The organism is Streptomyces sp. CA-106110 (assembly GCF_050936285.1).
In the GTDB taxonomy this organism is placed as follows: Bacteria; Actinomycetota; Actinomycetes; order Streptomycetales; family Streptomycetaceae; genus Streptomyces.
Genome location: NZ_JBNJNB010000001.1, coordinates 7,366,301 through 7,388,588 on the forward strand (window position 1 = coordinate 7,366,301; position 22,288 = coordinate 7,388,588).

Annotated in this window: 18 protein-coding genes and 1 pseudogene; 8 read left to right on the forward strand and 11 right to left on the reverse strand. The window is 70.3% G+C overall.

Annotated elements, in window-relative coordinates; genetic code table 11:
- The first annotated feature begins 124 nt into the window (after positions 1 to 124).
- Positions 125 to 1,468 (forward strand): UDP-glucose dehydrogenase family protein, encoded by a 1,344-nt coding sequence (locus ACQEXA_RS34040; protein ID WP_432928439.1) that lies wholly within the window; start codon positions 125 to 127, stop codon positions 1,466 to 1,468.
- 116 nt (positions 1,469 to 1,584) lie between these two features.
- Here the strand turns inward: ACQEXA_RS34040 and ACQEXA_RS34045 are convergent, their stop codons facing one another.
- Positions 1,585 to 2,085, reverse strand: a complete 501-nt coding sequence (locus ACQEXA_RS34045; protein ID WP_432928437.1) for a CGNR zinc finger domain-containing protein — start codon at positions 2,083 to 2,085, stop codon at positions 1,585 to 1,587.
- A gap of 146 nt (positions 2,086 to 2,231) precedes the next feature.
- Between ACQEXA_RS34045 and ACQEXA_RS34050 the strand changes: the two genes are divergently transcribed.
- Positions 2,232 to 2,591, forward strand: a complete 360-nt coding sequence (locus tag ACQEXA_RS34050; protein WP_432928435.1) for a VOC family protein — start codon at positions 2,232 to 2,234, stop codon at positions 2,589 to 2,591.
- A 29-nt stretch (positions 2,592 to 2,620) separates the two neighbouring features.
- On the forward strand, positions 2,621 to 3,025 hold the full coding sequence (locus ACQEXA_RS34055) for a VOC family protein (RefSeq protein WP_432928433.1): 405 nt from the start codon (positions 2,621 to 2,623) through the stop codon (positions 3,023 to 3,025).
- Between the two features lie 52 nt (positions 3,026 to 3,077).
- On the opposite strand, the gene ACQEXA_RS34060 is transcribed toward ACQEXA_RS34055, so the two are convergent.
- Positions 3,078 to 4,346 carry an LCP family protein gene (locus ACQEXA_RS34060; protein WP_433131925.1) on the reverse strand — a complete coding sequence of 423 codons (1,269 nt, stop codon included), beginning with the start codon at positions 4,344 to 4,346 and terminating at the stop codon, positions 3,078 to 3,080.
- Between the two features lie 120 nt (positions 4,347 to 4,466).
- On the opposite strand from ACQEXA_RS34060, the gene ACQEXA_RS34065 reads away from it, so the two are divergent.
- On the forward strand, positions 4,467 to 5,039 hold the full coding sequence (locus ACQEXA_RS34065) for an acyl-CoA thioesterase (RefSeq protein WP_359403429.1): 573 nt from the start codon (positions 4,467 to 4,469) through the stop codon (positions 5,037 to 5,039).
- A gap of 43 nt (positions 5,040 to 5,082) precedes the next feature.
- Here the strand turns inward: ACQEXA_RS34065 and ACQEXA_RS34070 are convergent, their stop codons facing one another.
- Positions 5,083 to 6,486 (reverse strand): LCP family protein, encoded by a 1,404-nt coding sequence (locus tag ACQEXA_RS34070; RefSeq protein ID WP_432928426.1) that lies wholly within the window; start codon positions 6,484 to 6,486, stop codon positions 5,083 to 5,085.
- Between the two features lie 195 nt (positions 6,487 to 6,681).
- Here ACQEXA_RS34070 and ACQEXA_RS34075 point away from each other — a divergent pair, with 195 nt between their 5' ends.
- On the forward strand, positions 6,682 to 7,710 hold the full coding sequence (locus ACQEXA_RS34075; protein ID WP_432928424.1) for a glycosyltransferase family 2 protein: 1,029 nt from the start codon (positions 6,682 to 6,684) through the stop codon (positions 7,708 to 7,710).
- A gap of 52 nt (positions 7,711 to 7,762) precedes the next feature.
- Here the strand turns inward: ACQEXA_RS34075 and ACQEXA_RS34080 are convergent, their stop codons facing one another.
- The 4 genes from ACQEXA_RS34080 to ACQEXA_RS34095 all read right to left on the reverse strand — a co-directional run bounded on the left by ACQEXA_RS34080 (position 7,763) and on the right by ACQEXA_RS34095 (position 13,977).
- Positions 7,763 to 9,424 carry an LCP family protein gene (locus ACQEXA_RS34080; RefSeq protein ID WP_432928422.1) on the reverse strand — a complete coding sequence of 554 codons (1,662 nt, stop codon included), beginning with the start codon at positions 9,422 to 9,424 and terminating at the stop codon, positions 7,763 to 7,765.
- Between the two features lie 219 nt (positions 9,425 to 9,643).
- Positions 9,644 to 11,392: an LCP family protein gene (locus ACQEXA_RS34085; RefSeq protein WP_432928420.1), complete on the reverse strand. Its 1,749-nt coding sequence runs from the start codon at positions 11,390 to 11,392 to the stop codon at positions 9,644 to 9,646.
- A 240-nt stretch (positions 11,393 to 11,632) separates the two neighbouring features.
- A complete protein-coding gene (locus tag ACQEXA_RS34090) occupies positions 11,633 to 12,913 on the reverse strand; it encodes an LCP family protein (RefSeq protein WP_433131928.1) in 1,281 nt (426 codons plus the stop codon).
- Between the two features lie 308 nt (positions 12,914 to 13,221).
- Positions 13,222 to 13,977 carry a TIGR03089 family protein gene (locus ACQEXA_RS34095; RefSeq protein WP_432928416.1) on the reverse strand — a complete coding sequence of 252 codons (756 nt, stop codon included), beginning with the start codon at positions 13,975 to 13,977 and terminating at the stop codon, positions 13,222 to 13,224.
- Positions 13,978 to 14,120: 143 nt separating this feature from the next.
- On the opposite strand from ACQEXA_RS34095, the pseudogene ACQEXA_RS34100 reads away from it, so the two are divergent.
- Both ACQEXA_RS34100 and ACQEXA_RS34105 read left to right on the forward strand, forming a co-directional pair.
- A pseudogene (locus tag ACQEXA_RS34100) lies at positions 14,121 to 15,571 on the forward strand (peptidoglycan recognition protein family protein).
- A gap of 280 nt (positions 15,572 to 15,851) precedes the next feature.
- Complete coding sequence (locus tag ACQEXA_RS34105; protein WP_432928414.1) at positions 15,852 to 16,934, forward strand: sugar phosphate nucleotidyltransferase; 1,083 nt, start codon at positions 15,852 to 15,854, stop codon at positions 16,932 to 16,934.
- A gap of 58 nt (positions 16,935 to 16,992) precedes the next feature.
- Here the strand turns inward: ACQEXA_RS34105 and ACQEXA_RS34110 are convergent, their stop codons facing one another.
- The 4 genes from ACQEXA_RS34110 to ACQEXA_RS34125 all read right to left on the reverse strand — a co-directional run bounded on the left by ACQEXA_RS34110 (position 16,993) and on the right by ACQEXA_RS34125 (position 21,095).
- Positions 16,993 to 17,994, reverse strand: a complete 1,002-nt coding sequence (locus ACQEXA_RS34110) for a DNA-3-methyladenine glycosylase family protein (RefSeq protein ID WP_433131931.1) — start codon at positions 17,992 to 17,994, stop codon at positions 16,993 to 16,995.
- Positions 17,995 to 18,093: 99 nt separating this feature from the next.
- Positions 18,094 to 19,398 carry a coenzyme F420-0:L-glutamate ligase gene (locus ACQEXA_RS34115; RefSeq protein ID WP_433131933.1) on the reverse strand — a complete coding sequence of 435 codons (1,305 nt, stop codon included), beginning with the start codon at positions 19,396 to 19,398 and terminating at the stop codon, positions 18,094 to 18,096.
- On the reverse strand, positions 19,395 to 20,378 hold the full coding sequence (gene cofD / locus ACQEXA_RS34120; protein ID WP_432928408.1) for a 2-phospho-L-lactate transferase: 984 nt from the start codon (positions 20,376 to 20,378) through the stop codon (positions 19,395 to 19,397). The genes ACQEXA_RS34115 and cofD overlap by 4 nt, the downstream gene beginning before the upstream one ends.
- 174 nt (positions 20,379 to 20,552) lie before the next feature.
- Positions 20,553 to 21,095, reverse strand: a complete 543-nt coding sequence (locus ACQEXA_RS34125) for a cysteine dioxygenase (RefSeq protein ID WP_432928406.1) — start codon at positions 21,093 to 21,095, stop codon at positions 20,553 to 20,555.
- Positions 21,096 to 21,794: 699 nt separating this feature from the next.
- Here ACQEXA_RS34125 and ACQEXA_RS34130 point away from each other — a divergent pair.
- Positions 21,795 to 22,058 carry a WhiB family transcriptional regulator gene (locus ACQEXA_RS34130; RefSeq protein WP_003975777.1) on the forward strand — a complete coding sequence of 88 codons (264 nt, stop codon included), beginning with the start codon at positions 21,795 to 21,797 and terminating at the stop codon, positions 22,056 to 22,058.
- The last annotated feature ends 230 nt before the right edge of the window (positions 22,059 to 22,288 follow it).

Here is a 22,288-nt window from a genome sequence, read left to right on the forward strand (position 1 = left end):
CCCGAATTTTAGGGGTAGGCCCACACGAGTGATACGTGAGCTTGGCGACAGCGGGAAACCTGCCCGTCAAGTGCCCCGGCTATGCTCGGGCACCGGTTCACCGACGTATCCCCTGGAGCACCCCATGAGCCTCAAGATCACCGTGATCGGCACCGGCTATCTCGGCGCGACGCACGCCGCAGCCATGGCCGAGCTCGGCTTCGAGGTGCTCGGGCTCGACGTCGTTCCCGAGAAGATCGAGCTGCTCCGGCGGGGCGAGGTCCCCATGTACGAGCCCGGTCTCGAGGAGCTGCTGCGCAAGCACATCGCGGGCATCGAGGGCTCCACCGGGCGGCTGCGCTTCACCATGGACTGGTCCGAGCTGGCCGAGTTCGGCGACGTCCACTTCGTCTGTGTGAATACTCCCCAGAAGCACGGCGAATATGCCTGCGACATGTCGTTCGTCGACGCCGCGATCGCCTCCCTCGCTCCGCATCTGACGGGCCCGGCCCTGGTCGTCGGCAAGTCGACCGTGCCCGTCGGCTCCGCGGACCGCCTGGCCGCCTACCTCGCCGAGCACGCGCCCGCCGGCGAGGACGTCGAGCTGGCCTGGAACCCGGAGTTCCTGCGCGAGGGCTTCGCCGTCGAGGACACGCTGCACCCCGACCGGATCGTGGTGGGCGTGCGCAGCGAGCGGGCCGAGAAGCTGCTGCGCGAGGTGTACGCGACACCGGTCGCCGGGGGCTCGCCCTTCGTGGTCACCGACTTCCCGACCGCCGAGCTGGTGAAGACCTCCGCGAACTCCTTCCTCGCCACCAAGATCTCCTTCATCAACGCGATGGCGGAGGTCTGCGAGGCGGCCGGTGGCGACGTGGCCAAGCTGGCGGAGGCCATCGGGCACGACGACCGGATCGGCAAGAAGTTCCTGCGGGCCGGGATCGGTTTCGGCGGTGGCTGTCTGCCGAAGGACATCCGGGCCTTCATGGCGCGGGCCGGTGAGCTCGGCGCCGACCAGGCGCTGACCTTCCTGCGGGAGATCGACTCCATCAACATGCGCCGCCGCGGCCAGATGGTCGAGATGGCGCGTGAGGCGCTGGGCGGCGGCTCGTTCCTCGGCAAGCGCGTCGCGGTGCTCGGGGCGTCGTTCAAGCCCGACTCCGACGACGTGCGCGACTCGCCCGCGCTGAACGTGGCAGGTCAGATACACCTTCAGGGCGGTCAGGTGACCGTCTACGACCCCAAGGGCATGGACAACGCCCGGCGGCTCTTCCCGACGCTCGGGTACGCCCCCTCCGCCCTCACGGCGGTCCGCGGCGCCGATGTGGTGCTGCATCTGACGGAGTGGCGCGAGTTCCGCGAGCTGGACCCGGCCGAGCTGGGCCAGGCTGTGGCCGCGCGCATCCTCCTGGACGGCCGCAACGCGCTCGACCCGGAGCTGTGGCGCCGGGCGGGCTGGACGTACCGGGCGATGGGCCGCCCCACCGCCTAGCGGACGCAAGACGCCGGTCCGGCCGAGGCTCAGTCGGCCGGACCGGCGTCCTGTTGCATTCTGCACCACTGCCGTGACGCGCGAGCGGCGAGTGCCCAACCCTGTGCGCCGTGGGCCTATTTCGCCCGGTATCGCCGCATCTTCGCGCGCGCCCCGCACACCGTCATCGAACACCAGCGGCCCTTTCCGGCCGGGCTGCGGTCGTAGTACGCCCAGTGGCACTCGGGCAGTTCGCAGGCCTTGAGGCGCAGCCAGGTACCCGTGGTGAGCGCTTCGGCGACGGCCGCCGCGACACGGGAGAGCAGGGGACTCTCGTCGGCGGGTGCGAGGGACGCGGAACCGTCCCGTTCGTCGACGGCCACATACAGCGGCGCCCGCGCCAGCAGCCCGCCCAGCGGTGCCACCGCGCGGTGCGGGGGATGGCCGGCGTGGGCCAGGAGAACGGCACGCAGCGACTCCCGCAGCTCCCGCGCATCGGCCAGGTCCGCTTCCGTGACACGGAACTCGGCGCGTCCCTCCAGTGTGTCCAGGCGGTCCTCGCCCGTCTCCAGGTCCACGGTGTTGACCAAGGCCTCCACCAGGGCGAGGCCGCCGGGAGCAGGGGCTCTGTCACTCATCTCTGCGACCTCATGCCCGCCACGATTCCTCTCGGTATTTCCGTTGCGACGTTACCGCCAATCCACATGCATGGGGTAACGGTTACCGGTTGACTGGCTCTACGGGTAACCCGCCCCCTGAGAACTCGTACTCCGAGGAGGAAGTCATGGCTCTCGCCAAGCTGGGCGTCGTCGTCCTGGACTGTCCCGACCCGCGCGCGCTCGCCGGTTTCTACGCGGAAGTGCTGGGCGGCACGGTGGAGGGCGACGGTGAGTGGGTCGACCTGAAGGCGCCGGACGGCCGGTCGCTGGCGTTCCAGGCCGCGCCCGGACACGTACCGCCGAAGTGGCCGGCGCCCGACGACTCGCAGCAGTTCCATCTGGACCTCACCGTCGAGGACCTGGACGCGGCCGAAGCGGGCGTCCTCGCGCTCGGCGCCCGCCCGCTGGACGCGGAGGACCGCTCGCGCACCTGGCGGGTTTACGCCGACCCGGCGGGGCACCCGTTCTGCCTCTGCGCCTGCTGACCGGGCGCCCGCTCCTCGAGGAGGTCACGATGGCACAGCCCGTCGCCCGTATGCGGTCCGTCGTCCTGGACTGCCCGGATCCCCGAGCACTCGCCGAGTTCTACGCCGCGGTGCTGGGCGGCACGGTGGAGGGCGAGGGCGACTGGGTCGATGTGCACGTGCCCGGCGGTCCCAAGCTCGCCTTCCAGGAGGCGCCCGAGTACAAGCCGCCGGAGTGGCCGAGGGCCGATGCCGACTCGCAGCAGGTGCACCTCGACCTTGACGTGGGCGCCACCGTGGAGGCGATAGAAGCCGCCGAGGAGCAGGTGCTCGCGCTCGGCGCGCGCCCGCTGGACGTGAACGACCTGAACGGCAAACGGGACTTCAGGGTGTACGCGGATCCCGCGGGGCATCCCTTCTGCCTCTGCCGGATCGAGCACCCGGAGTCCGCCTGAACGTGCAAGGCCCCGCCGAACCGCTCGGCGGGGCCTTGCACAGCACACCGGCTCAGTTGCCGGTGACCGTCACCTTCTCGTCGTTCTTCAGCTCGTTGACCAGGGTCTTGACCTTGGACTTGTCCCACACCAGGTTGCCGCCGGTCGAGCCGGATATCGGCATGTTCAGCGACGTGCCGTCACCACCGCTGACGCCCTTCATCGCCCAGAACATGGACCCCAGGTTCCACAGGCTCATGTCCTTGTCGACGGTCAGGGAGTCCAGGCCCGCGCTCATCGTCGGGTAGAACTTGAAGGGGTTGAGGATCGTCCCCGGGGTCGCCACCTGGTGGGCCAGCGCGGAGAGGAACTTCTGCTGGTTCTTGGTGCGCTGCAGGTCGCTGGTGGCGAAGGCGTGCCGGGTGCGGACGAAGGCGAGGGCCTGCTCGCCGTTCAGCGTCTGCGTGCCCGCCTTGAAGTCGGCGCCCGAGTACTTGTCCTTGAAGCCCTTGTCGATGGTGAGCTGGACACCGCCGACCGAGTCCACGATGTTGGCGAAGCCGGCGAAGCCGATCTCCACATAGTGGTCGATGTGCAGGCCGGTGTTGTACTCGATCGTGCGGACCAGCAGCGTCGGCCCGTCCTCCGCGTACGCCGCGTTGAGCTTGGTGTGCCGGCCCGTGCCCTTGAAGGTCTTGCCCGAGTCGCTGCCCACGTACGTCGGTATCTCCACGTCCGAGTCGCGGGGCAGGGATATCAGCGTGTCGCCGTTGCCGCCGACGTGCAGGATCATCATCGAGTCCGTTCGCTTGCCCTCGGCGGACCCGGTGTGCAGCTTCTTCTTGTCCGCGGCGGACATCCCCGCGCGGCTGTCGGAGCCGACGATCAGGTAGTTCGTGCCCTCGCCCGCGGCGGGCCGGTCGATGACCTTGGAGAGGTCGACGTCCCGGTGGAGCTTGGAGTCGGCCCAGAAGTACGTGGCCACAGAGGTCACCACCACCACGGTGACCAGGGTGATCACGGTCCACTTGATCCGGCGGCCCCAGTTGGGACGCTGCCGGTAGTGCTGAAGCTGCGGATCGGGGTCATCGTCGTTGGGTACGAAGCCGCCCTGGCGGCCGCCGTAGACCTGCCCCGTGTTGTAGCCGCTGTCGTAGCCGCCGTACCCCTGGTCGTACGTCGGCTGCTGCGGCACCCCGCCGTACGGCGGAGCGCCCTGAGGGCCGCCCGGCGAGCGCCGGACCTGCCGCATCACCCGCGCGTTCTCGGGCTGCGCGCTGCTGCCGCGTCCGTAGTGGTTGCCGCGGCCATCGTCGGACCATCCCTCGGGCCAATCGTTCATGCGCCCCAGTGTGCAGGGTCCTGGTATGGGCCGTACAAGGGCCGACGAAAAACGGGGTCAGGGCTGTTGCGAAGCTGACACAAAATCTCCCGCTCGTCGGCCCGGCATAAGGTGGACGCCATGACAGACCAGGTCTCAGCCCCGGAATCAGAAATTCCGGACGATATCCCGGGTGACATACCCGGGAAGCCCACCTCGGCTTCCCGGACCACCCTCAGCCACATCATGACCCACAACGACACCAACCTGCTGGGCACGGTGCACGGCGGTGTGATCATGAAGCTCGTCGACGACGCGGCGGGAGCCGTGGCCGGCCGGCACTCCGGAGGCCCGGCCGTCACCGCGTCGATGGACGAGATGGTCTTCCTCGAGCCGGTCAGGGTCGGGGATCTGGTCCATGTGAAGGCCCAGGTCAACTGGACCGGCCGCACATCGATGGAGGTGGGTGTGCGGGTGCTGGCGGAGCGCTGGAACGAGTCGACGCCGCCCACCCAGGTCGGCTCCGCCTACCTCGTCTTCGCCGCGGTCGACGCCAACGGCACGCCCCGGCCGGTGCCGCCGGTCATCCCGGAGAAGGAGCGCGACAAGCGCCGCTACCAGGAGGCCCAGATCCGCCGCACCCACCGCCTCGCCCGTCGTCGCGCGATCAGGGAGCTGCGGGAGAAGAGGGCGGCCGAGGGCTACGAGGACTGAGGAAGGCCGCGGGGCGCCGGCGCCGTAGGCCCGGGAGGGGGGTTCAGGGACACATCACCTGGTCCCCGGTCACCACCTCGTCCGGTTTCTGCGGCTCCACCGCCTTCACCCGCTGCACTGTCTTGAAGCCCGTCCCCGCGATCACCTTCAGCGTCGGCCCCTGCCCCGGGGCCGCCCGCAGTTCGCTGCCCGGCAGGGCCGCCGACAGCGACTTCGCCGAGCGGTCCCAGCGCGGGTCGTAGACGACGACCGTGCGCCGGACCGTACGGTCCTTCGCGTTCGCCGGCTGATGCGTCGTGCGGAACCCGGCGGCCGCGAGAGCGTCGTCCACGCGTTTGCCGAGCCCGTCCGTGGGCGTCCCGTTCTCGACCCGTACCTGGATCTGCTGCGGCGGCACGTCCACGGTGACCATGGACGGGCCCGGGCCCTTCGCCTTCGGCCGGGGACGGCTGAGCGGCTTGTCGTCGCGCAGCGACCGGAACAGCGCGCGTGCCTTCACCTCGTCCCACTTCACCGTCGAACCGAGCTCCTTGACCTGGAAGGTCATGTCGCCGATCGGCACGGTCGTGAACTCCGAGGAGTGCGGCGAGAAGTTCCGCATCGCGCGGGCGAGGCCGACCAGATCGTCCGCGCCGAAGTCCCCGTCCGCGCGCACCGAGCCCAGCACGGCCCGTGTCACGTCCCGGAGCTTCATCGGGTTCAGCAGGACGCCCGACGACGTCGCCCGGTCGATCATCGCCGCGAGGAACTTCTGCTGCCGCTGCATCCGGCCCAGGTCGGAGGCGCCGTCGACGTGCCGGGACCGCACGTACTGCAGGGCCTGGCCGCCACCCAGCACATGCGGGCCGGCGGTCAGGTTCAGCCCGGTGTAGCGGTCCTTCAGCGGCTGCGAGGTGCAGATGCGGACGCCGCCCAGCACGTCGACCGTCTTCATGAAGCTGATGAAGTCGACCTCCATATAGTGGTCGATCTTGAGATCCGTCATGGCCTCGACCGTGCGCACGGTCAGGTTCGGCCCGCCCTCCGCGTAGGCCGCGTTCAACCGGATTGGATGGGCGGGGTGCTGCGCTCCCGTCGCGGGGTCCGAGTACGCCGCGACCTGCGCGTACGAGTCACGCGGCAGGCTGACCACGGTGGCCCGCTCCCGGTCGGCCGAGAGGTGCACGATCATGAGCGTGTCGGTGCAGTGGCACGGATTCCCGCCGAGGCGGAACTTCCGGCGCTCCTTCTCCGTGATCCTGTCCCGGCCGTCGGTGCCGACCAGCAGGATGTTCATGCCATGGCCCGCCGCGGGGCGGTTCTTCATGTCCTTGAACGGGTCGATCCGGGAGATGCCCGCGCCCAGGCCGGTCACCACCACGTGCCCGATGCCGGCCGCGGCGAGGACCCCCACGGACAGCGTGGTGATCAGCCGCGCGGCCCAGCCGGACTTTCTCCGCCGCCGCACGGGTGGCCGCCGGGCGGGAGACCGGCGGACCGGCTGCGGGCGCGCGGGCAAGCGGGTCTGCGTGGGCACAGCGGAGACCTCCGCGGGACTGGGCGTGGGATCCCTGAGCACGGTAGGCCGATACGATCTGCGGCCTGCGGCGGCACCCGGGCGGCGCGCACCGCTGTCCCTCGTTCGCGGTAACGTGAGCCACCTATGAACGCCAAGCCCGACGTGCAGCTCCCCGCCGTCTCCGTGATCATGCCCGTGCTCAACGAGGAGCGGCATCTGCGCGGAGCCGTCCAAGCGATTCTCGCTCAGGACTACGGCGGCGAGACGGAGGTCGTGATCGCCCTCGGTCCGTCCACGGACCGCACGGACGAGATCGCGGCCGAGCTGGTCCGCGAGGACCCGCGGGTGCAAACGGTCGCGAACCCGACCGGCCGTACGCCCGCCGCGCTGAACGCCGCGATCAAGGCCTCCCGCCACCCGGTCGTGCTCCGCGTCGACGGTCACGGCATGCTGTCGCCCGACTACATGGCGACGGCCGTGCGCCTGCTGGAGGAGACCGGCGCGCAGAACGTCGGCGGCGTCATGCACGCCGAGGGCGAGAACGACTGGGAGCGCGCGGTCGCCGCCGCGATGACCTCGAAGATAGGAGTCGGCAACGCCGCCTTCCACACGGGCGGTGAGGCCGGCCCCGCGCAGACGGTCTACCTCGGCGTCTTCCGGCGCGCGGCCCTGGAGCAGCAGGGCGGCTACAACGAGGAGTTCATCCGCGCCCAGGACTGGGAGCTCAACTTCCGGATCCGGGAGGCGGGCGGCCTCATCTGGTTCTCGCCGGAGCTCAGGGTGTCCTACCGCCCCAGGCCCTCGGTGCGGGCCCTCGCCAAGCAGTACAAGGACTACGGGCGCTGGCGGCACGTCGTCGCCCGCTACCACGAGGGCTCCATCAACCTGCGCTACCTCGCCCCGCCGATCGCGGTGTGCGCGATAGCGGCCGGCATCGTGGTGGGCGCCGCGCTGACGCCCTGGGGCTTCGTGGTCCCCGGCGCCTATCTCGCGGGGATCGCCCTCGGCTCCGTCCCCGCGGGCAAGGACCTGCCGCTGAGGGCGCGTCTGCAGATCCCCGTGGCCCTCGCGACCATGCACATGTCCTGGGGCTGGGGCTTCCTCACCAGCCCGAAGGCGCTGGCCAGGAAGGTCATCGCGTCGCGCAGGCCGGCGGTCGTGGTCCCCGACTGAGCCCCCGCGTACCCGGGGCCCTCTCCGCACGAAGAGAGCCCCTTCCCCACGGTCACCAGGTGTAGTTCGGGTCCACCTGCATGCACTGTTTGGTCGCGCCGTTGAGTATGTTCGCGGACTTCGGGGTCTTGTCGTCCTGCTTCGGCGCCGTGTACTCGGAGCCCGACCGCCAGTCGGAGCCCACGACGAGCGTGACGCCGGAGACGTCCGTCGACTGCTCCACCGAACTCGTCGGGACACCCAGGGCCTTGGCGACCCGCAGGGCGTCGCCCTTCAGGTCCGCGCTCGGATAGCGGATCACCGTCTTGTCCTCGGCGAGCAGAGTCGAGGAGTCGGCCCTGGCCTCGTCGAAGCCCTTGCCTACGAGGAGTTTGGCCACCTCGCCCGCCCGTCCGCCCACCGGTGCGAGCGCCGGCGCGCTGGTGCCGTTCTGCACCTGTACGGCGATCTTGTCGTCGCTGTCCGTCGGGGCCGCACTCGCCTGGGGGTCGGTCTTCTTCTTGGTGCCCTTGCCGTCCAGCGAGATGTCCTCCCGCACCAGACGGAACAGCTTGTCCGCATCACCCGGCTTGGGCACCACGCGCTCGCCGACGTAGTCGTACGGCATCGTCGTCATCGTGATGCGGTTCGTCGGCACCTTCTTCAGCTCGGTGCTCAGGTTGTAGAGATCCGCGACCGAGCCGAGCCCCTTGTCGACCGTGAGCGCCTGGGTGGCCGTCTCGGCGAGCCTGCGCAGCTTGTCGGGGTTGCTTAGCGTGGCGTTCTCCCGCAGCTGGCGGACCATCGCGCTCATGTACTGGTGCTGCGCCTTCGTGCGCGCTATGTCGCTGCCGTCCTCGAACCCGTAGCGCGTGCGCAGCCACTGCAGGGCCTGCGTGCCCTTCACATAGGTGGTGCCCGCCTTGAGCTTCAGGCCCGAGCCATGGCCGGAGGACGTGTGCGAGTAGATGTTCTTGTCCACGCACACCGGGACGCCGCCGATCGCGTCGGCCATCGAGACCACGCCCGCGAAGTCGACCATGATGAAGTGGTCGATGTGGATGTTGGTGAGCTTCTCCCAGGTGGCGACCGTGCAGCCGGGGCCACCGCGGCCCAGTGAGTCGTTCGTCATGCCCAGCGACGTCGTCGCCGGGTAGATGTGCCCGGTCTTCGGGTCGGTGCACTTGGGCAGGTGCAGCAGCGTGTCGCGCGGCATGCTGACGACCGACATGTTGGTGCGGTCCGCCGAGACGTGCAGAAGCATCTGGACGTCCGCGCGGGGAGGCGTCCCGAAGGTGTCCTTCGCGCCGCCCAGTTTCTGGTTCTCCTGGGAGTCACGGGCGTCCGACCCGATGAGAAGGATGTTCAGCGGGGTCTGCCCCGCCGCGTTCGGCCTCGAAGCGGCCGCCCGGTCCTTCTCGTCGCCGATGTTGAGGTCGTCCTTCTTGAGGTTGTCGTTCAGGTGCTGGTAGTAGAGGTATCCCGCTCCGGCGGTCCCGAGTATGACCACCGCCAGCACGGTCGCCGACCAGCGCAGGACACGGCGTCTGCGGCGCGGGCGCCCCTTCGACGCACCACCGCGTCCACGCCCGTCGGAGCCGAGTGGGTCGGTCGGCGGACCGCCGTCGCCGCCCTGAGCGCCATCGCCGTCCTGTTCGTACAGGCTGTCGTCCCAGCCGAGTTCACCGGCCTGCCGCTCCTGTGCCCCCGCGCCACGCACACCGCTCCGCACCAAGTCCCTGCCTCCCCACCCTGCGCCCGACGAACGGGTCCGCCCGCGGTGCCGAAGGACGCCTGCCGGCGTTCTTCGGCACCGTCGCCGTACGGCGGGCCGCACCATCGCGTCCCACCCGAATCTGTCTCGCGTTCAGTAACTAGACGCTCGACACGCCCGGCAGGATGCACAGGCCGGGCGAATGCGTCCTGTTAGACGCGCAACGGACCCGTCAGGTCATCATGTCGAGCACACTTGCTTGTCCGCGGTGGCCTTCTGGACGTCGTCCGGCGCCTTGGTGGGCGCGGTCAGGGAAATTCCGGCTCCCTTGAAGTCCTTGCCGAGGGTCAGCACGATCGCGGGCAGCCCCTGGGCGTTCTTCTCGCTCTGGCCCGGCTTCAGCGCCGACGCGGGCAACCCCATGAGGTCCGCCAGTTTGCGCGCCTGGTCAGCCTGGTCGGGAGCGTATTCGAGAGTCGTCTTGTCCAGCTTCGTGCTCGCGTTGCCGAGTTGACTGGACTTGGTGACGCCCTCGTTGTTCTGCAACCAGTTGAGAGTCGCCTGTGCGCTGCCGCCCGGGGCACCGCCGTTGTAGATGTCGACGCGGACGTCGGAGGCGGCCGAGCGGGAGCCCTTGAGGCGGGCGGCCACCGCGGCGCTCTCCTTCTTCTTCTGCTGCTTGACCGTGGTCAGCGAGACGTCGTCGTTGATCATCTGGAACAACTGCCCGGCCGCCGGCTGCCTGAGGACCACGGTCGCCTTGATCTTCTCGGCCGGGTTGTCGTCGACCGGCACCGTGGTGAAGCTGATGTTCTTCGGCGGCACCTTCTTCAGCTCCAGGGCGACGTCCTTGAGCGTGCTCACGCTGCCGATGCCGGTGTCGACGGTGAGCGCCTTGGTGGCCGCATCCGCCAGTTCCAGCAGCTTGCTGGGGTTGGTGAGCGTGTCACTGGAGGTCATCTTGCGGGCCAGCGCGCCGAGGAACTGCTGCTGCACCTTGATCCGGTCCAGGTCGCCCGCGTTGCCGAAGCTGTGCCGGGTGCGCACGAAGGCGAGGGCCTGCTCACCCTCGATCTTCGACACGCCCTTGGGCAGCTTGAGGTGCGACTCCTTGTCGTTGATCGGCTTGCCCACGCAGACGTCGACGCCGCCCACGGCCGTGGTCAGCGTCTTCACCGCGTTGAAGTCGGCCATCATGAAGTGGTCGGGCGCGATGCCGGTGACTTCCTTGACCGTGCGCATCGTGCAGCCCGGGTCGCGGCCGTCCTGGCCGAGGCTCGTGTTGAAGCGGACGTTCTCCGTGCCGGGGATGATCTTGGTGCTGCCGTCGGGCTGCTTCGTCGGGCAGTCGGGGACGTTGACGATCAGATCGCGCGGGATGCTGAGCGCCGTCGCGTTGGTCCGGTCCTTGGAGACGTGCAGCAGGATGTTGGTGTCGGCGTGCCCGACGCTACCCGCGTCGCCGTAGCCGGTGTTGCCCTTGCCGGTGCGCTTGTCGGTGCCCATGATCAGGATGTTGAAGGCCTCGTCCTTGCTGAAGCCGTTCTTGGCGGCGCTGCCGACGTCCGTCGTCGTGACGTTGCCCTCGAGGTGCTTGAGGTAGAGGTAACCGGCGCCCGTGACCGCGATGAGGATGAACGCCAAACTGCCGCCGGTCCACAGCAGTACCTTCTTCGCTTTGCCCTTCCTGGGCTTCGTCCGGCCCCGGCGGCGTCCCGGCTGGGGCTCGGGAGGCGCCCCCCGGCGACGGCGCGGCCCCGGCAGGTCATCCGGAGCCGGTTTGTCCGGAGCCGGGCCGCGCGGACCGGGGGTGGTGGTGCGCGTGCCCCTCGGTGCGCCCTGGGGAGGTCCCCCTCGCCGCGGTCTCGGCACGGCCGAATGCGGTGCGGAAGGGCTCAGTCGCAATTCGTATTCGCCAGTCTTCGGGTTGAGCACCCACTGGTCTGCGGGGTCGATGTTGTCCGCCCGCCCACGGCCTTGCGCGTCCACGGTTGTCCGAATCCTCCGTCGGGGCCACGCGGCGCCTTCCCCCTCGAGGCGCTCGGGTCTCTTCAACCAGTGCGGAAACCCAGGACGGACCTTATGGGCGTGGCACCGGATCGCTCACACTATCCGCCCAGTTCAGCGTCGAGCGACGACGGTGACAAATTCCACTCCCATACAACCGGGCAATCTGCCCTATATCTCAGTGAGTTCTTAGCTCATACGTTCCCCGCCTTGGTGTGCGCTTTACCCGCAGGCGTCCTGCGCGGCGGTGTTTCCCCTGAAAGTGGGCGGGGGTTCGGGTGATCGCAGAGGAAGAACCGGGTCCACGGTCCGCTTTTCGACGGACTTTCCGTCGCCGTACGACTCCTTGCCGTCACCAGGACCGGACGCCGTATTGCGGGTTTTCGGCACCGAATCGTCCGAGACTGCCTTGGTGACCTCGACGGGCCGGTCCGTGCGCAGCCGGGTGAAAAGTCTCTCCGCCGCGGGTTCCACGAGTTGGTCGCGATTGGTGTTGTCCGGGTAGGAGGTGCGCGGTGCCGTCAGGAACTGGACCCGGTCCGTGGGAAGGTTCCGCATCGCGCGCACAAGATCGTAGAGTCCGCGCAGACTCGCCAGGGCCGGGTCCGTGGTGAGGGACGAGGTGGCGGCGTCCAGCACGGGATACAGCTTCACGGGGTTCAGCAGCACGTTGTCGCTGCGCACCTTGCTGACCAGCGCGCCGAGGAAGCGCTGCTGCCGTTCCATCCGCTCGGTGTCGCTGCCGTCCCCGAGGCTCTTGCGGGCGCGTACGTAGCCGAGCGCCTGCTCGCCGTTGAGCGTGACCCTGCCGGCGGGCAGCGTGAGCTTGGCGGCCCTGTCGTCGATCGGCTGCTTCAGGCACACCTCGACGCCGTCGAGCGCGTCGACCATCTTCTTGAAGCCGTTGAAGTCGACCACCATGTGGTGGTCGATCCGGATGTTCGTCAGCTTCTCGACGGTACGGATCGTGCAGGCCGAACCCCCGGTCGCGAAAGCGTAGTTGAACAGCGTGAAGGCGGCTGCGCTGCGACTGCCGTCCGGGCGCCTGCAACTCGGTACGTTCACCATGAGGTCGCGCGGGAGGGAGACGGCGGTGGCGCTGCGCCGGTTGGCCGCGAGGTGGAGCAGGATCGTGGTGTCGGACCGCTCTGTGTCGAAGTCCCGCCCGTAGCGGCTGTTCCCGGTGCCCGACCGCGTGTCGGACCCGATGATCAGGATGTTCAGCGCCCCGCGTACGAGCGCCGTGGGCCGCTCCTTCTCGTACCGGGCGAGTTCGGCGGCCGCGTCGTTGTCCGCGGTGATGTTCGAGTTCAGCTTCTCGTACGCGGCCCACCCGGCCCCGGCGGCCACGAGCAGCAGCAGGGCGAGGCCGAGCGAGCAGCGGCGTATCCAGCGCCGCCGGCGGTGGCGCAGGAGCCCGGGCCCGGTGGGAGTGGCACCGACGGGCCCGGGACGGCGCGGGCCGCCCGCCCCCGGGCTTCGTGAGGTGCCATCCGTTGCCACTGCCGGGTCCACCGCCTTGTAACGTACGAGCGTGCAGCGCTCTTACGACCATGGCCCGGCGCGGACGCCGGGGGCGGCCGGTGCTAGGCCGAACGGGGGACAGGGTGGCGCCCCGGCCGCGCCCTGTCGCGGCGGGGCGTGGGGCCCCGTGACCTCCTGCGACGCCGCCGCAGGGGGGAGCGAGGGGACCGGGAGCGACGGGTGGCGCGTCCGTTGTGCGGACGCCTTCTGGGTGCGGCGTCTGGGTGCTTGCCGGGGCCTCGTCGCGCGGCGGTCGCTGCTCGCCCGGAGGGGCCGTCCGAGGGCGCTCAGCGTGCGGTGGCCGTGACCCTCTCGCTCTCGATCCGCTTGGCGAGCGCGTCCTCGCCGAGCCGCTCGAGATGCCGGCACAGCACCACCGAGCCGCCGGAGGCCAAGGGTGCGTACAGCCCGGCGCTCAGCCCTTCCCATGTGTCGTACGCCAGTCCGGACAGCAGACGTGAGCCCGGGCCCGTCAGGCTCAGGGACGGTGCGTCGGCGCGGGCCAGCTCCGTCACCTCCGCGCCCGTGTACTCCGCTCCCGCGACGATCAGCGCCGGCTCCTCCGGGTCGACCGGCGCGTAGGGCTGGAAGCGGTCGCCCTGGCTCGGCACTTCGACCGCGTAGTCGACGAAGCCCTGCGGGGTCTGCGGGAAGCGGCCGCCGAGGGGGCGCAGGGCCAGGGCGACGCGCTCCCCGGAGCAGGCGCGCGCCGCGTCCAGCGTGTCGGGTCCGCTCACCACGAGGTCGGCGGCGCCGGCGTCACCGCCCACGTCCGCGACGACGCCCACGGATGCGCACGCGAGCAGCCACACCGCCGTCTGCCAGTGCGCGGGCAGCAGCAGGGCGACCCGGTCGCCGGGCTCGGCGGCGAGGTCGCCCTGGAGGAGATTGGCGGTCTTGGCCACCCAGTTGGCGAACGTGGCCACGGAGAGCTCGACGCGTTCACCCGTGGCGTCGTCGTAGAAGGTCACCAGGGGGCGCGCGGGGTCCGAGGCGAGTGCGGATCGCAGCAGGTCGGCAGGGGTGCGGTCGGTGGCGTTCACGCGCGCAAGAGTACGCGGGGGCGGTCGTCTTGGGGCTCAGCGGCGGGCGGGTGAACGGACCACCGGTTCGGACCACCTCAGCCGACGATCCGTCAATTCGTTAATAGGCATTGTATGTCGTTAATGGACATGTATGTATGGCTATGCCCAAGATCGGGGGCATGCGCGGATACCTTGCTTCCTCGATCGGACTCACATGCTCGGCGGTACTGACTCTCTCCTTCGCCGGCCCGGCCACAGCGGCCGGGCCGGTTGTGCGGGGTCCCTCGGCTGCGACGCACATGCCGGCCGCGTCGCCCGCCGGACCGCTCACCGGGGCGAGCATCCCCGGCGACACCCAGTCCCTGCCCCTCGTACCCCTCCATCCCAACCGGGCCGCCGGTGCCCTGCCCGAGGCGGGGCTGGCCCCGCAGACCGTACGGTCCTTCTCGCTGGTCGGCGTCGTCTGGGACGACCCGCAAACCGAACTGCACGGCCTGGTCCAGATCCGCACCCGTGCGAGCGGCACGACCCGGTGGTCGGCCTGGCAGGAACTGGAGACGCACAACCACGGCCACGGCCCCGACCCGGACAGCGCGGAGGGCGCCTCGCACCGGATGCGCGGATCGACCGCGCCGCTGTGGGTCGGCAACTCGGACGGCGTGGAGGTGAGAGTGCGCGCCGAGGCGGACCAGACCGGCGGAACCCGTGCGCCGACCCTCCCCAACGGCCTGCGCGTCGAACTGGTCGACCCCGGCAAGGGGCCGCAGGCGGGCGCCCCCGCGCAGACGCATGCCGTCGACGGACAGCCATCGGACGGGGCGCATCCGCCGAAGTGAGCGGCGCGGGGATCGCCGCGTCCGCCATTGAAGCCGCCCTGGCGCCCCCGAATGTCCTCGCGCCCCCGAACGCCGCGGAGATTCCGGCGCTGTCGAAGGAGGCGACGAAGGAAGCGGCCGACGAGCAGAGGGCGGAGGCGGCCGGAACGCTCCCGGAAAGTGCGCAGCCGTACATCGGGCCGCGCCCGCGCATCATCACGCGCAGCGGCTGGGGAGCCGACGAGAGCCTGCGTGAGCCGGGCTTCATCTACACGGCGAGTGTGAAGGTGGCCTTCGTCCACCACTCGGCGTCGGGCAACAACTACACCTGCGCGCAAGCGCCTTCCGTCATCCGCAGCATCTACCGCTACCACGTCGTGAGCAGCGGCTGGCGGGACATCGGGTACAACTTCCTCATCGACAAGTGCGGAAACATCTACGAAGGCCGCGCCGGGGGCGTGGACAAGCCCGTGATGGGCGCTCACACCCTCGGGTTCAATACCAACAGCATGGGGGTCGCCGTCCTCGGCACCTACACCAGTACCCAACCGTCGGCCGCCGCCGTGAACGCCCTCGCCGCGCTCACGGCGTGGAAGGTGGGCCTCTACGGCATGGATCCGCGTGCCAAGACATACCTGCAGTCCGGTGGTGGCAATCTCTACCCGAAGGGCGTCAACGCACAACTCAACGTGGTCTCCGGCCATCGCGACGGGTTCGCCACGGAATGCCCGGGACAGCTGCTGTACGCCAAACTCGGGTCGATCCGTACCGCCGCGGCGCGGTTGCAGGGCCGCTGAGGAAGGGGGCCGTCCCACGAAGCCGTACCGACCACCCGCACGACATTCACGGTGTTCGGTACGCCTGCGCACGACGGTCCCCACGACGCCGTACGCGTCTTTGAGTACGAAGGTGTACGGGGGGGTGTCCCCCGCACGGCCCTCGAAGGACACCCCACTGTCGTCGAAGGCACCTCTAACGGTTCTCATAACGCCCTTAGCGGTCCTCATAACACGGTCTGCATACACTGGCCGGCCGATGGACAGTTCGGCCGGTCCCGGCAGGAAGCAGAGACGACAGGTGACAGAAGCGATCCTCCTGGTCGGCGGTAGAGGCACCCGGCTGCGGCCGCTCACGGTGCACACCCCCAAGCCCATGGTTCCGGCCGCAGGGGTGCCCTTCCTTACGCATCAGCTGGCGCGGGCGAGGGCGTCGGGTGTGGAGCACATCGTGCTCGCCACCTCCTATCTGGCCGAGGTGTTCGAGCCGTACTTCGGTGACGGCTCGGCCCTCGGCCTCCGACTCGAGTACGTCACGGAGGAGGAACCCCTCGGTACCGGCGGCGCCATCAGGAACGTGGCGAGCCGCCTCCACTCGGGACCCGACGAGCCGGTCCTCATCTTCAACGGGGACATCCTCACGGGCCTGGACATCCGCGCCCTGGTCCGCACCCACGAATCGACGGGCGCGGACGTCTCGCTGCACCTCACGAAGGTGACGGACCCGAGGGCCTTCGGCCTGGTACCCACGGACGGGACGGGCCGGGTGACGGCGTTCCTGGAGAAGCCGCAGACGTCCGAGGAGATCGTCACCGACCAGATCAACGCCGGCGCCTACGTCTTCCGACGCTCGGTGATCGACACCATCCCGGTGGGGCGCCCGGTCTCGGTGGAACGGGAGACCTTCCCCGGCCTGCTGGCCGCGGGCGCCCATCTGCAGGGCATGGTGGACTCCACGTACTGGCTGGACCTCGGCACCCCGGCGGCGTTCGTGCGCGGTTCGGCGGACCTGGTCCTCGGGCGTGCACCGTCCCCCGCGGTGCCCGGCCGCTGCGGCGACCGGCTGATCCTGCCGACGGCGACGGTCGCCACGGGAGCGAAGCTGACGGGCGGCACGGTGGTCGGTGAGGGCGCCTTCGTCGGGGAGGGTGCCCGGATCTCCGGCAGCACACTGCTCGCCGGCGCGGTCGTGGAACCGGGTGCGGTCATCACCGACTCCCTGATCGGCGCGCGCTCCCGGATCGGCGAACGGTCGGTCGTCTCGGGCGCGGTCATCGGCGACGGCGCGGTGGTCGGCGCGGACAACGAACTCCGTGACGGAGTACGGGTCTGGTGCGACGCGAGGATTCCGGCGGGCGCGGTCCGCTTCTCCTCGGACCAGTAGGTTCCGCACAGCCGGTCCGCAACGCCGGGTGCCCTCCCGCGGAGTGCACCCGGCACGCCTACAACCGCCCGATGTCGCCCCGCCGCATCTTCGGAGCACGCCGGGGCGGCGCGGATCCGCTCAGCAGGATCAGCCGTGCCGCCCGGTGACGCTGCCCCGCGTACGGCTCGAGGAGCGACAGCATCACCTCGTCGTCCGCATTCCGGTCCCCGGCGAGGGCGTAGCCCACGATCCCCGGCAGATGCAGGTCGCCGACGGTCACCGAGTCGGCCGCCCCAAGACTGCGCTGCACGGTCTCCGCGGAGGTCCACGGCCCGATCCCGGGCACCACCTCGAGACGTGCCTGCGCCGGGGCCGGCTCCATCCCCGTGGCCTCCTCCAGCCGTGCGGCCACCCGCACCGCCCGCAGGATCGTCGAGGCCCGTTTGTTGTCGACCCCTGCCCGGTGCCACTCCCAGGACGGAATCAGCGCCCAGGTACGCGGCGCCGGCATCACATGCATCCGCGCCGGCGCGGGTCCCGGCGCCGGCTCCCCGAACTTCCGTACGAGCAGCCGCCATGCCCGGTACGCCTCGTCCGTGGTGACCTTCTGTTCCAGGACCGACGGGATCAGCGACTCCATGACGAGGCCGGTCCGTGTCAGCCGCAGCCCCGGCCGCCGCTTCCACGTCAGCGCCACCAGCCGGTGCCGCGGTGCGAACGCGGCGGGATCGTCCAGCGCGCCCAGCATCTCGGGCAGTTGATGCAGCAGCCACTCGGCCCCGGGTCCCCAGGCCTCCGCCTCGGCCACCCCGCTCCGCAGCGCGACCCGCAGGGTGCCCGGCCCCGTGGGCGTTCGGCTGGCCCGCCACACCGAGCCGTCCGGTGTCGTCCGGAACGTGGGATCGCCGGGACCGCGTCGCAGCGGCCCGAGCACCAGGCCGAGGTCCAGCGGCCACGGCAGGGCCCAGGAGCGCCTCCGCCCCGGGGCCATGGCCTGGCGCGGCACACCCCCGGGCACGACGACATCCCCACCGCGCACGGTCGTGGAGGTGGGGCGGAGAGGGAAGCGTCCGGCCACGGTTGATGTCCTGGTGATTCTGGGGCTGTGCCATATGAGGGTAGGCGTGCCGGGGCCGTGCCGGGGTGGTTCTGCGCGTTCCGGGCGCCGGGGTCCGGCTCAGCGCACTTCGATGAACGCCTCCGCATCCCGCACCGCACGCGGCTTGGGTTCCTCCGCCGGGTGACCCACCGCGACGGCGCCCATCGGCTCCCAGTTCTGAGGCAGCCCGAGCACCTCGCGCACGACGTCCCGGCAGAACATGGTCGACGACACCCATGCGGAGCCCAGTCGCTCCCCGGCGAGCGCGACGAGCAGATTCTGCACGCCGGCCCCCGTGGCGACCACGAACATCTCCCGCTCGGCCGCGTCCCGCCGTGCGTCGCCGTAAGTGTGGGACCCGTCCATGACCATGCAGGGCACGACGAGGTACGGCGCGTTGCGCAGCACGTCCCCGCGCCGGATCCGCTTCGCGATGGACTCCTCGGTCTTCGCGTCCCGCCGCAGATCGGCGATCCACGCGTCCCGCATGGCGTCGAGCAGTCGCGTCCGCGATGCAGCGGACTCCAGGAGCACGAACCGCCACGGCGTCGTGTGGTGCGGCGCCGGCGCCGTCACCGCGGCGGCCACGGCGCGTCGTACGGCACCGGGGTCGACGGGCTCGTCGGTGAAGGACCGCACCGTACGCCGCTGGGTCACCGCCTCCCGTACCGCCTCGGAGGTGCCCAGCCGGAACATGTCGTCGCGTGCGTCGCGCACCATCGCGCGTGCTCCCTCGCCGTCGTCCTGTGAGACCACGTGCGGCAGCCCGCGCACCACGGCGACGGGCAGCCCCGCTGCCTTCCCCTTGACCAGGTCGCCGGCCGCGGCCAGTTCGTCCGCGGTGGCGACGACGGTCGCGCTCAGCGGATTGCCGTGCGCGTCCGTGCCGCCGCGCAGGTCGTCCAGGACCCGTACGCCCGCGGCGCCGACGGCCACATCGGTCAGCCCGGTGCGCCAGGGTCTGCCGAAGGTGTCCGTCACGATGACGCCCACCTCGACCCCCAGCGTGTCCCGCAGTCCCTCCCGGATGAGCCGCGCGGAGGCGTCGGGGTCCTCGGGCAGCAACAGCGCCGTCCCCGTCGGGGTGTTGGAGGCGTCGACGCCGGCGGCGGCCATGATGAGCCCCTGCCGGTTCTCCACGATCCTGAGCGGTCCGCGCCGGGCCACGACCCGTACGGTCTCGGCGTCGATGGCGGCCTCGCGGTCGTCCGCCCGGACGATGCGTCCCTCCGCCTTGGACACGATCTTCGAGGTGACGAGCAGGACGTCCCCGTCGACGAGCCCGGGCTCGGTGGCCGCGATCAGCTTGGCCAGGTCGTCACCGGAGCGGACCTCGGGGAGTCCGGCCAGGGCCCAGACCCGGTAGCCGGCTGTCTCGGTCACGACGTCCGCACCTCCTCGGCGAGCGCCAGCGCCTCCTGGGCCATCCGGGCCGTCGCCTCCAGGTCCGTCATCATCAACGGCACCGCGCGGCAGCGGATGCCCGCGGCTTCCACGCGCTCCACGGCGGACGCGTCCACCGTGTCCACGAGCCAGCCGTCCAGCAGCCCCGAGCCGTAGTGCTCGGCGACCGCCCCGGCCGTCGACTCGACGCCGACCGCCGCGAGCACCTTGTCCGCCATCCCGCGCACGGGCGCGTCACCGATGATGGGGGAGAGGCCCACCACGGGGACCCCGGCGTCCGCGATCGCCTCGCGTATGCCGGGCACGGCGAGGATCGTGCCGACCGAGACGACGGGATTGGACGGGGGGAAGAGGACGACGTCCGCTTCGGCGATGGCCTCCAGGACACCCGGCGCCGGCTTGGCCTGGTCGGCGCCGACGGGCACGACCGCCTCGGCCGGGACGGATGCCCGCAGCCGCACCCAGTACTCCTGGAAGTGGATCACCTTGCGCTCGCCGGCCCCTGCGCCGGAGTCACTGTCGGGCAGGGTGACGGCGACATGGGTCTCGACCCGGTCGTCCGACATGGGGATGAGCCGGACCCCCGGCTTCCAGCGGTCGCACAACGCCTCCGTGACCGCACTGAGCGGATAGCCCGCGCCCAGCATCTGCGTCCGCACGATGTGCGTGGCGAAGTCGCGGTCGCCGAGCCCGAACCACTCCGGTCCGACGCCGTACGCCGCGAGTTCCTCCTTGAGGTGGAAGGTCTCGTCGGCCCGGCCCCAGCCCTGTTCCTCGTTGATGCCGCCGCCGAGCGTGTACATCACCGTGTCGAGGTCCGGGCAGACCTTCAGCCCGAAGAGGTGGATGTCGTCGCCGGTGTTGCCGATGACCGTGACGTCCGCGTCTGGCACGGCCCGCTTGAGACCGCGCAGAAACCGGGCACCGCCGATGCCGCCTGCCAGAACCACAATGCGCATTGAAACAGTGTGTCAGCCGCCAGGCCCACTCGTTGAGGGGTGGTGGCCGGTGACGAGGGGGACGGTCCTGCCGGCGGGTACGACACCGTGCGACCCGGCTTGTGGACGGCCCGCCGGCTGTCCGCGGAGCCCCCGCCGGTACCGGCCCGTGGCGTCCGGCAGTGCGCCGTCGACTCAGCGGCTGACGGTGTCGACGGCGCCCCGGTCGGCGGCGCACGCCTCGACGGGGGTTCCTTCGGCCGTGCCCGGCTGGGACTGCGGGAGCATGGCCATCTCGGTCAGACCCGGGAAGTAGACGTGCAGGCTGACGGCCGGCTCCAGCGTGTCGTTCACCACTTCGTGCACATACCCGGGCGCGAAAACCCGTTGCGCACCGGCCTCCAGCGCGCGGGTGCCGCGCTCCGTGCGCTCGGTGAGCGCGCCTTCCAGGACGGTCAGCACGCCGGACGAGCGCCCGTGGTCGTGCAGTCCGCTGCCCTGCCCGGGCACCCAGGACAGCAGCCACACCTCGTAGCCGGGTCCGGTACGCAGCCGGTGGTACCAGCGGGACGTCGCGTCGTACTGGACCAGGTACGCCCACTGGGAGCGGTCGGCGGCGACGGAGCGGGCGAGGCCGGCGAACTCGGCCACGGTGGCCGGGTGCTCGCGCGGCGGCTGGAGCAGGTGCGGTACTTCGAGGATGTCGCCGGCGATCTGGAGGTCGCTGTCGCTGTTCATGGGTGCAGAGTTCCTCGGCGGGAGGGAGCGGGGGGCTGGGTGTCGCGTGTCGTCCGCCCGGATCACGGGCGTGGCGCGGGCCCTGGTACGGGCTGAGGGACAGCAGCCGAGTCGTGTGGACTCAGGAGCGGCCGGAGCGGCGGAAGGCTCAACAGCCGGAACAGCAACAGCTACAGCGAGCACGGGCAGCACCGTGGGACCCGGCGGTGCGGGTCTGGGTGAGTGCCGAGTTCGCGAGCATGCCCACAAGGACATCGGTTCATATCCCACCTGTCAACTTGAGGCCTGGAATGTGGGATCTGTTTCACCTCATCCGGTTCATCTGACAGGCGAAAGGTTTGTGCAGGGCGAGTCGGGGACACATGGAGCGCACCGCCCGGCGCACGAACGTCGTTGCGATCTCGTGATCCGACTGTGATCAGGTTCGCTCCGCCGTACGTATCGGAACGAGATCGAACTGATGGGCGTCCTTCTCTGCGAGGGGTGGGGGGCTCGCGTACACCCCTCTCGAGTGGCATGGTTTATGCCGATTTGCACACTTTCCGCATAGCCTTGGTTCCGCAGAGTGAATAAGGGGCCCAATAGCAGATCTCGGCTTGACTGGCCCGGATCGGCACACTTGTAATTTCACTCGTGTCGTTCAGCCGAAATCGGTAACGGCTACATCACGGGGACGCGAAAGACTGACGAGGGGCGCACATGACCGAGCTGGTGCAGCAACTGCTGGTCGACGACGCGGACGAGGAACTCGGCTGGCAGGAGCGCGCGCTGTGCGCCCAGACCGACCCGGAGTCCTTTTTTCCCGAGAAGGGCGGCTCCACCCGTGAGGCCAAGAAGGTCTGCCTCGCCTGCGAGGTCCGCTCCGAGTGCCTTGAGTACGCACTCGCCAACGACGAGCGGTTCGGTATCTGGGGCGGCCTGTCCGAGCGCGAGCGCCGCCGTCTCAAGAAGGCCGCCGTCTGAGTCCGCCGAGCGGCGGGAGTCGTCGAGGACCTCGCAGAACAGCCGCGCGTGCGTCGCGGCCGGACCCTTGGGCGACAGATGAAATGGCGCACACCGATACGTAAAGAACGGCCCGTCGCAGATGGGTTGTCCACAGGCGGCGGGCCGTGATCTTGTCCAGCCGTTAGTGTGGGCCTCCGTCCGAGACGTCCCGCTGCCCCCAGGGGCACAGGCGTCCACCGCAGTCCAGC

Coding starts and splice junctions, on each gene's coding strand:
- ACQEXA_RS34040 (WP_432928439.1), top strand. CDS start 125: ATGAGCCTCAAGATCACCGTGATCGGCACCGGCTATCTCGGCGCGACG.
- ACQEXA_RS34045 (WP_432928437.1), bottom strand. CDS start 2,085: ATGAGTGACAGAGCCCCTGCTCCCGGCGGCCTCGCCCTGGTGGAGGCC.
- ACQEXA_RS34050 (WP_432928435.1), top strand. CDS start 2,232: ATGGCTCTCGCCAAGCTGGGCGTCGTCGTCCTGGACTGTCCCGACCCG.
- ACQEXA_RS34055 (WP_432928433.1), top strand. CDS start 2,621: ATGGCACAGCCCGTCGCCCGTATGCGGTCCGTCGTCCTGGACTGCCCG.
- ACQEXA_RS34060 (WP_433131925.1), bottom strand. CDS start 4,346: ATGAACGATTGGCCCGAGGGATGGTCCGACGATGGCCGCGGCAACCAC.
- ACQEXA_RS34065 (WP_359403429.1), top strand. CDS start 4,467: ATGACAGACCAGGTCTCAGCCCCGGAATCAGAAATTCCGGACGATATC.
- ACQEXA_RS34075 (WP_432928424.1), top strand. CDS start 6,682: ATGAACGCCAAGCCCGACGTGCAGCTCCCCGCCGTCTCCGTGATCATG.
- cofD (WP_432928408.1), bottom strand. CDS start 20,378: ATGCGCATTGTGGTTCTGGCAGGCGGCATCGGCGGTGCCCGGTTTCTG.
- ACQEXA_RS34125 (WP_432928406.1), bottom strand. CDS start 21,095: ATGAACAGCGACAGCGACCTCCAGATCGCCGGCGACATCCTCGAAGTA.
- ACQEXA_RS34130 (WP_003975777.1), top strand. CDS start 21,795: ATGACCGAGCTGGTGCAGCAACTGCTGGTCGACGACGCGGACGAGGAA.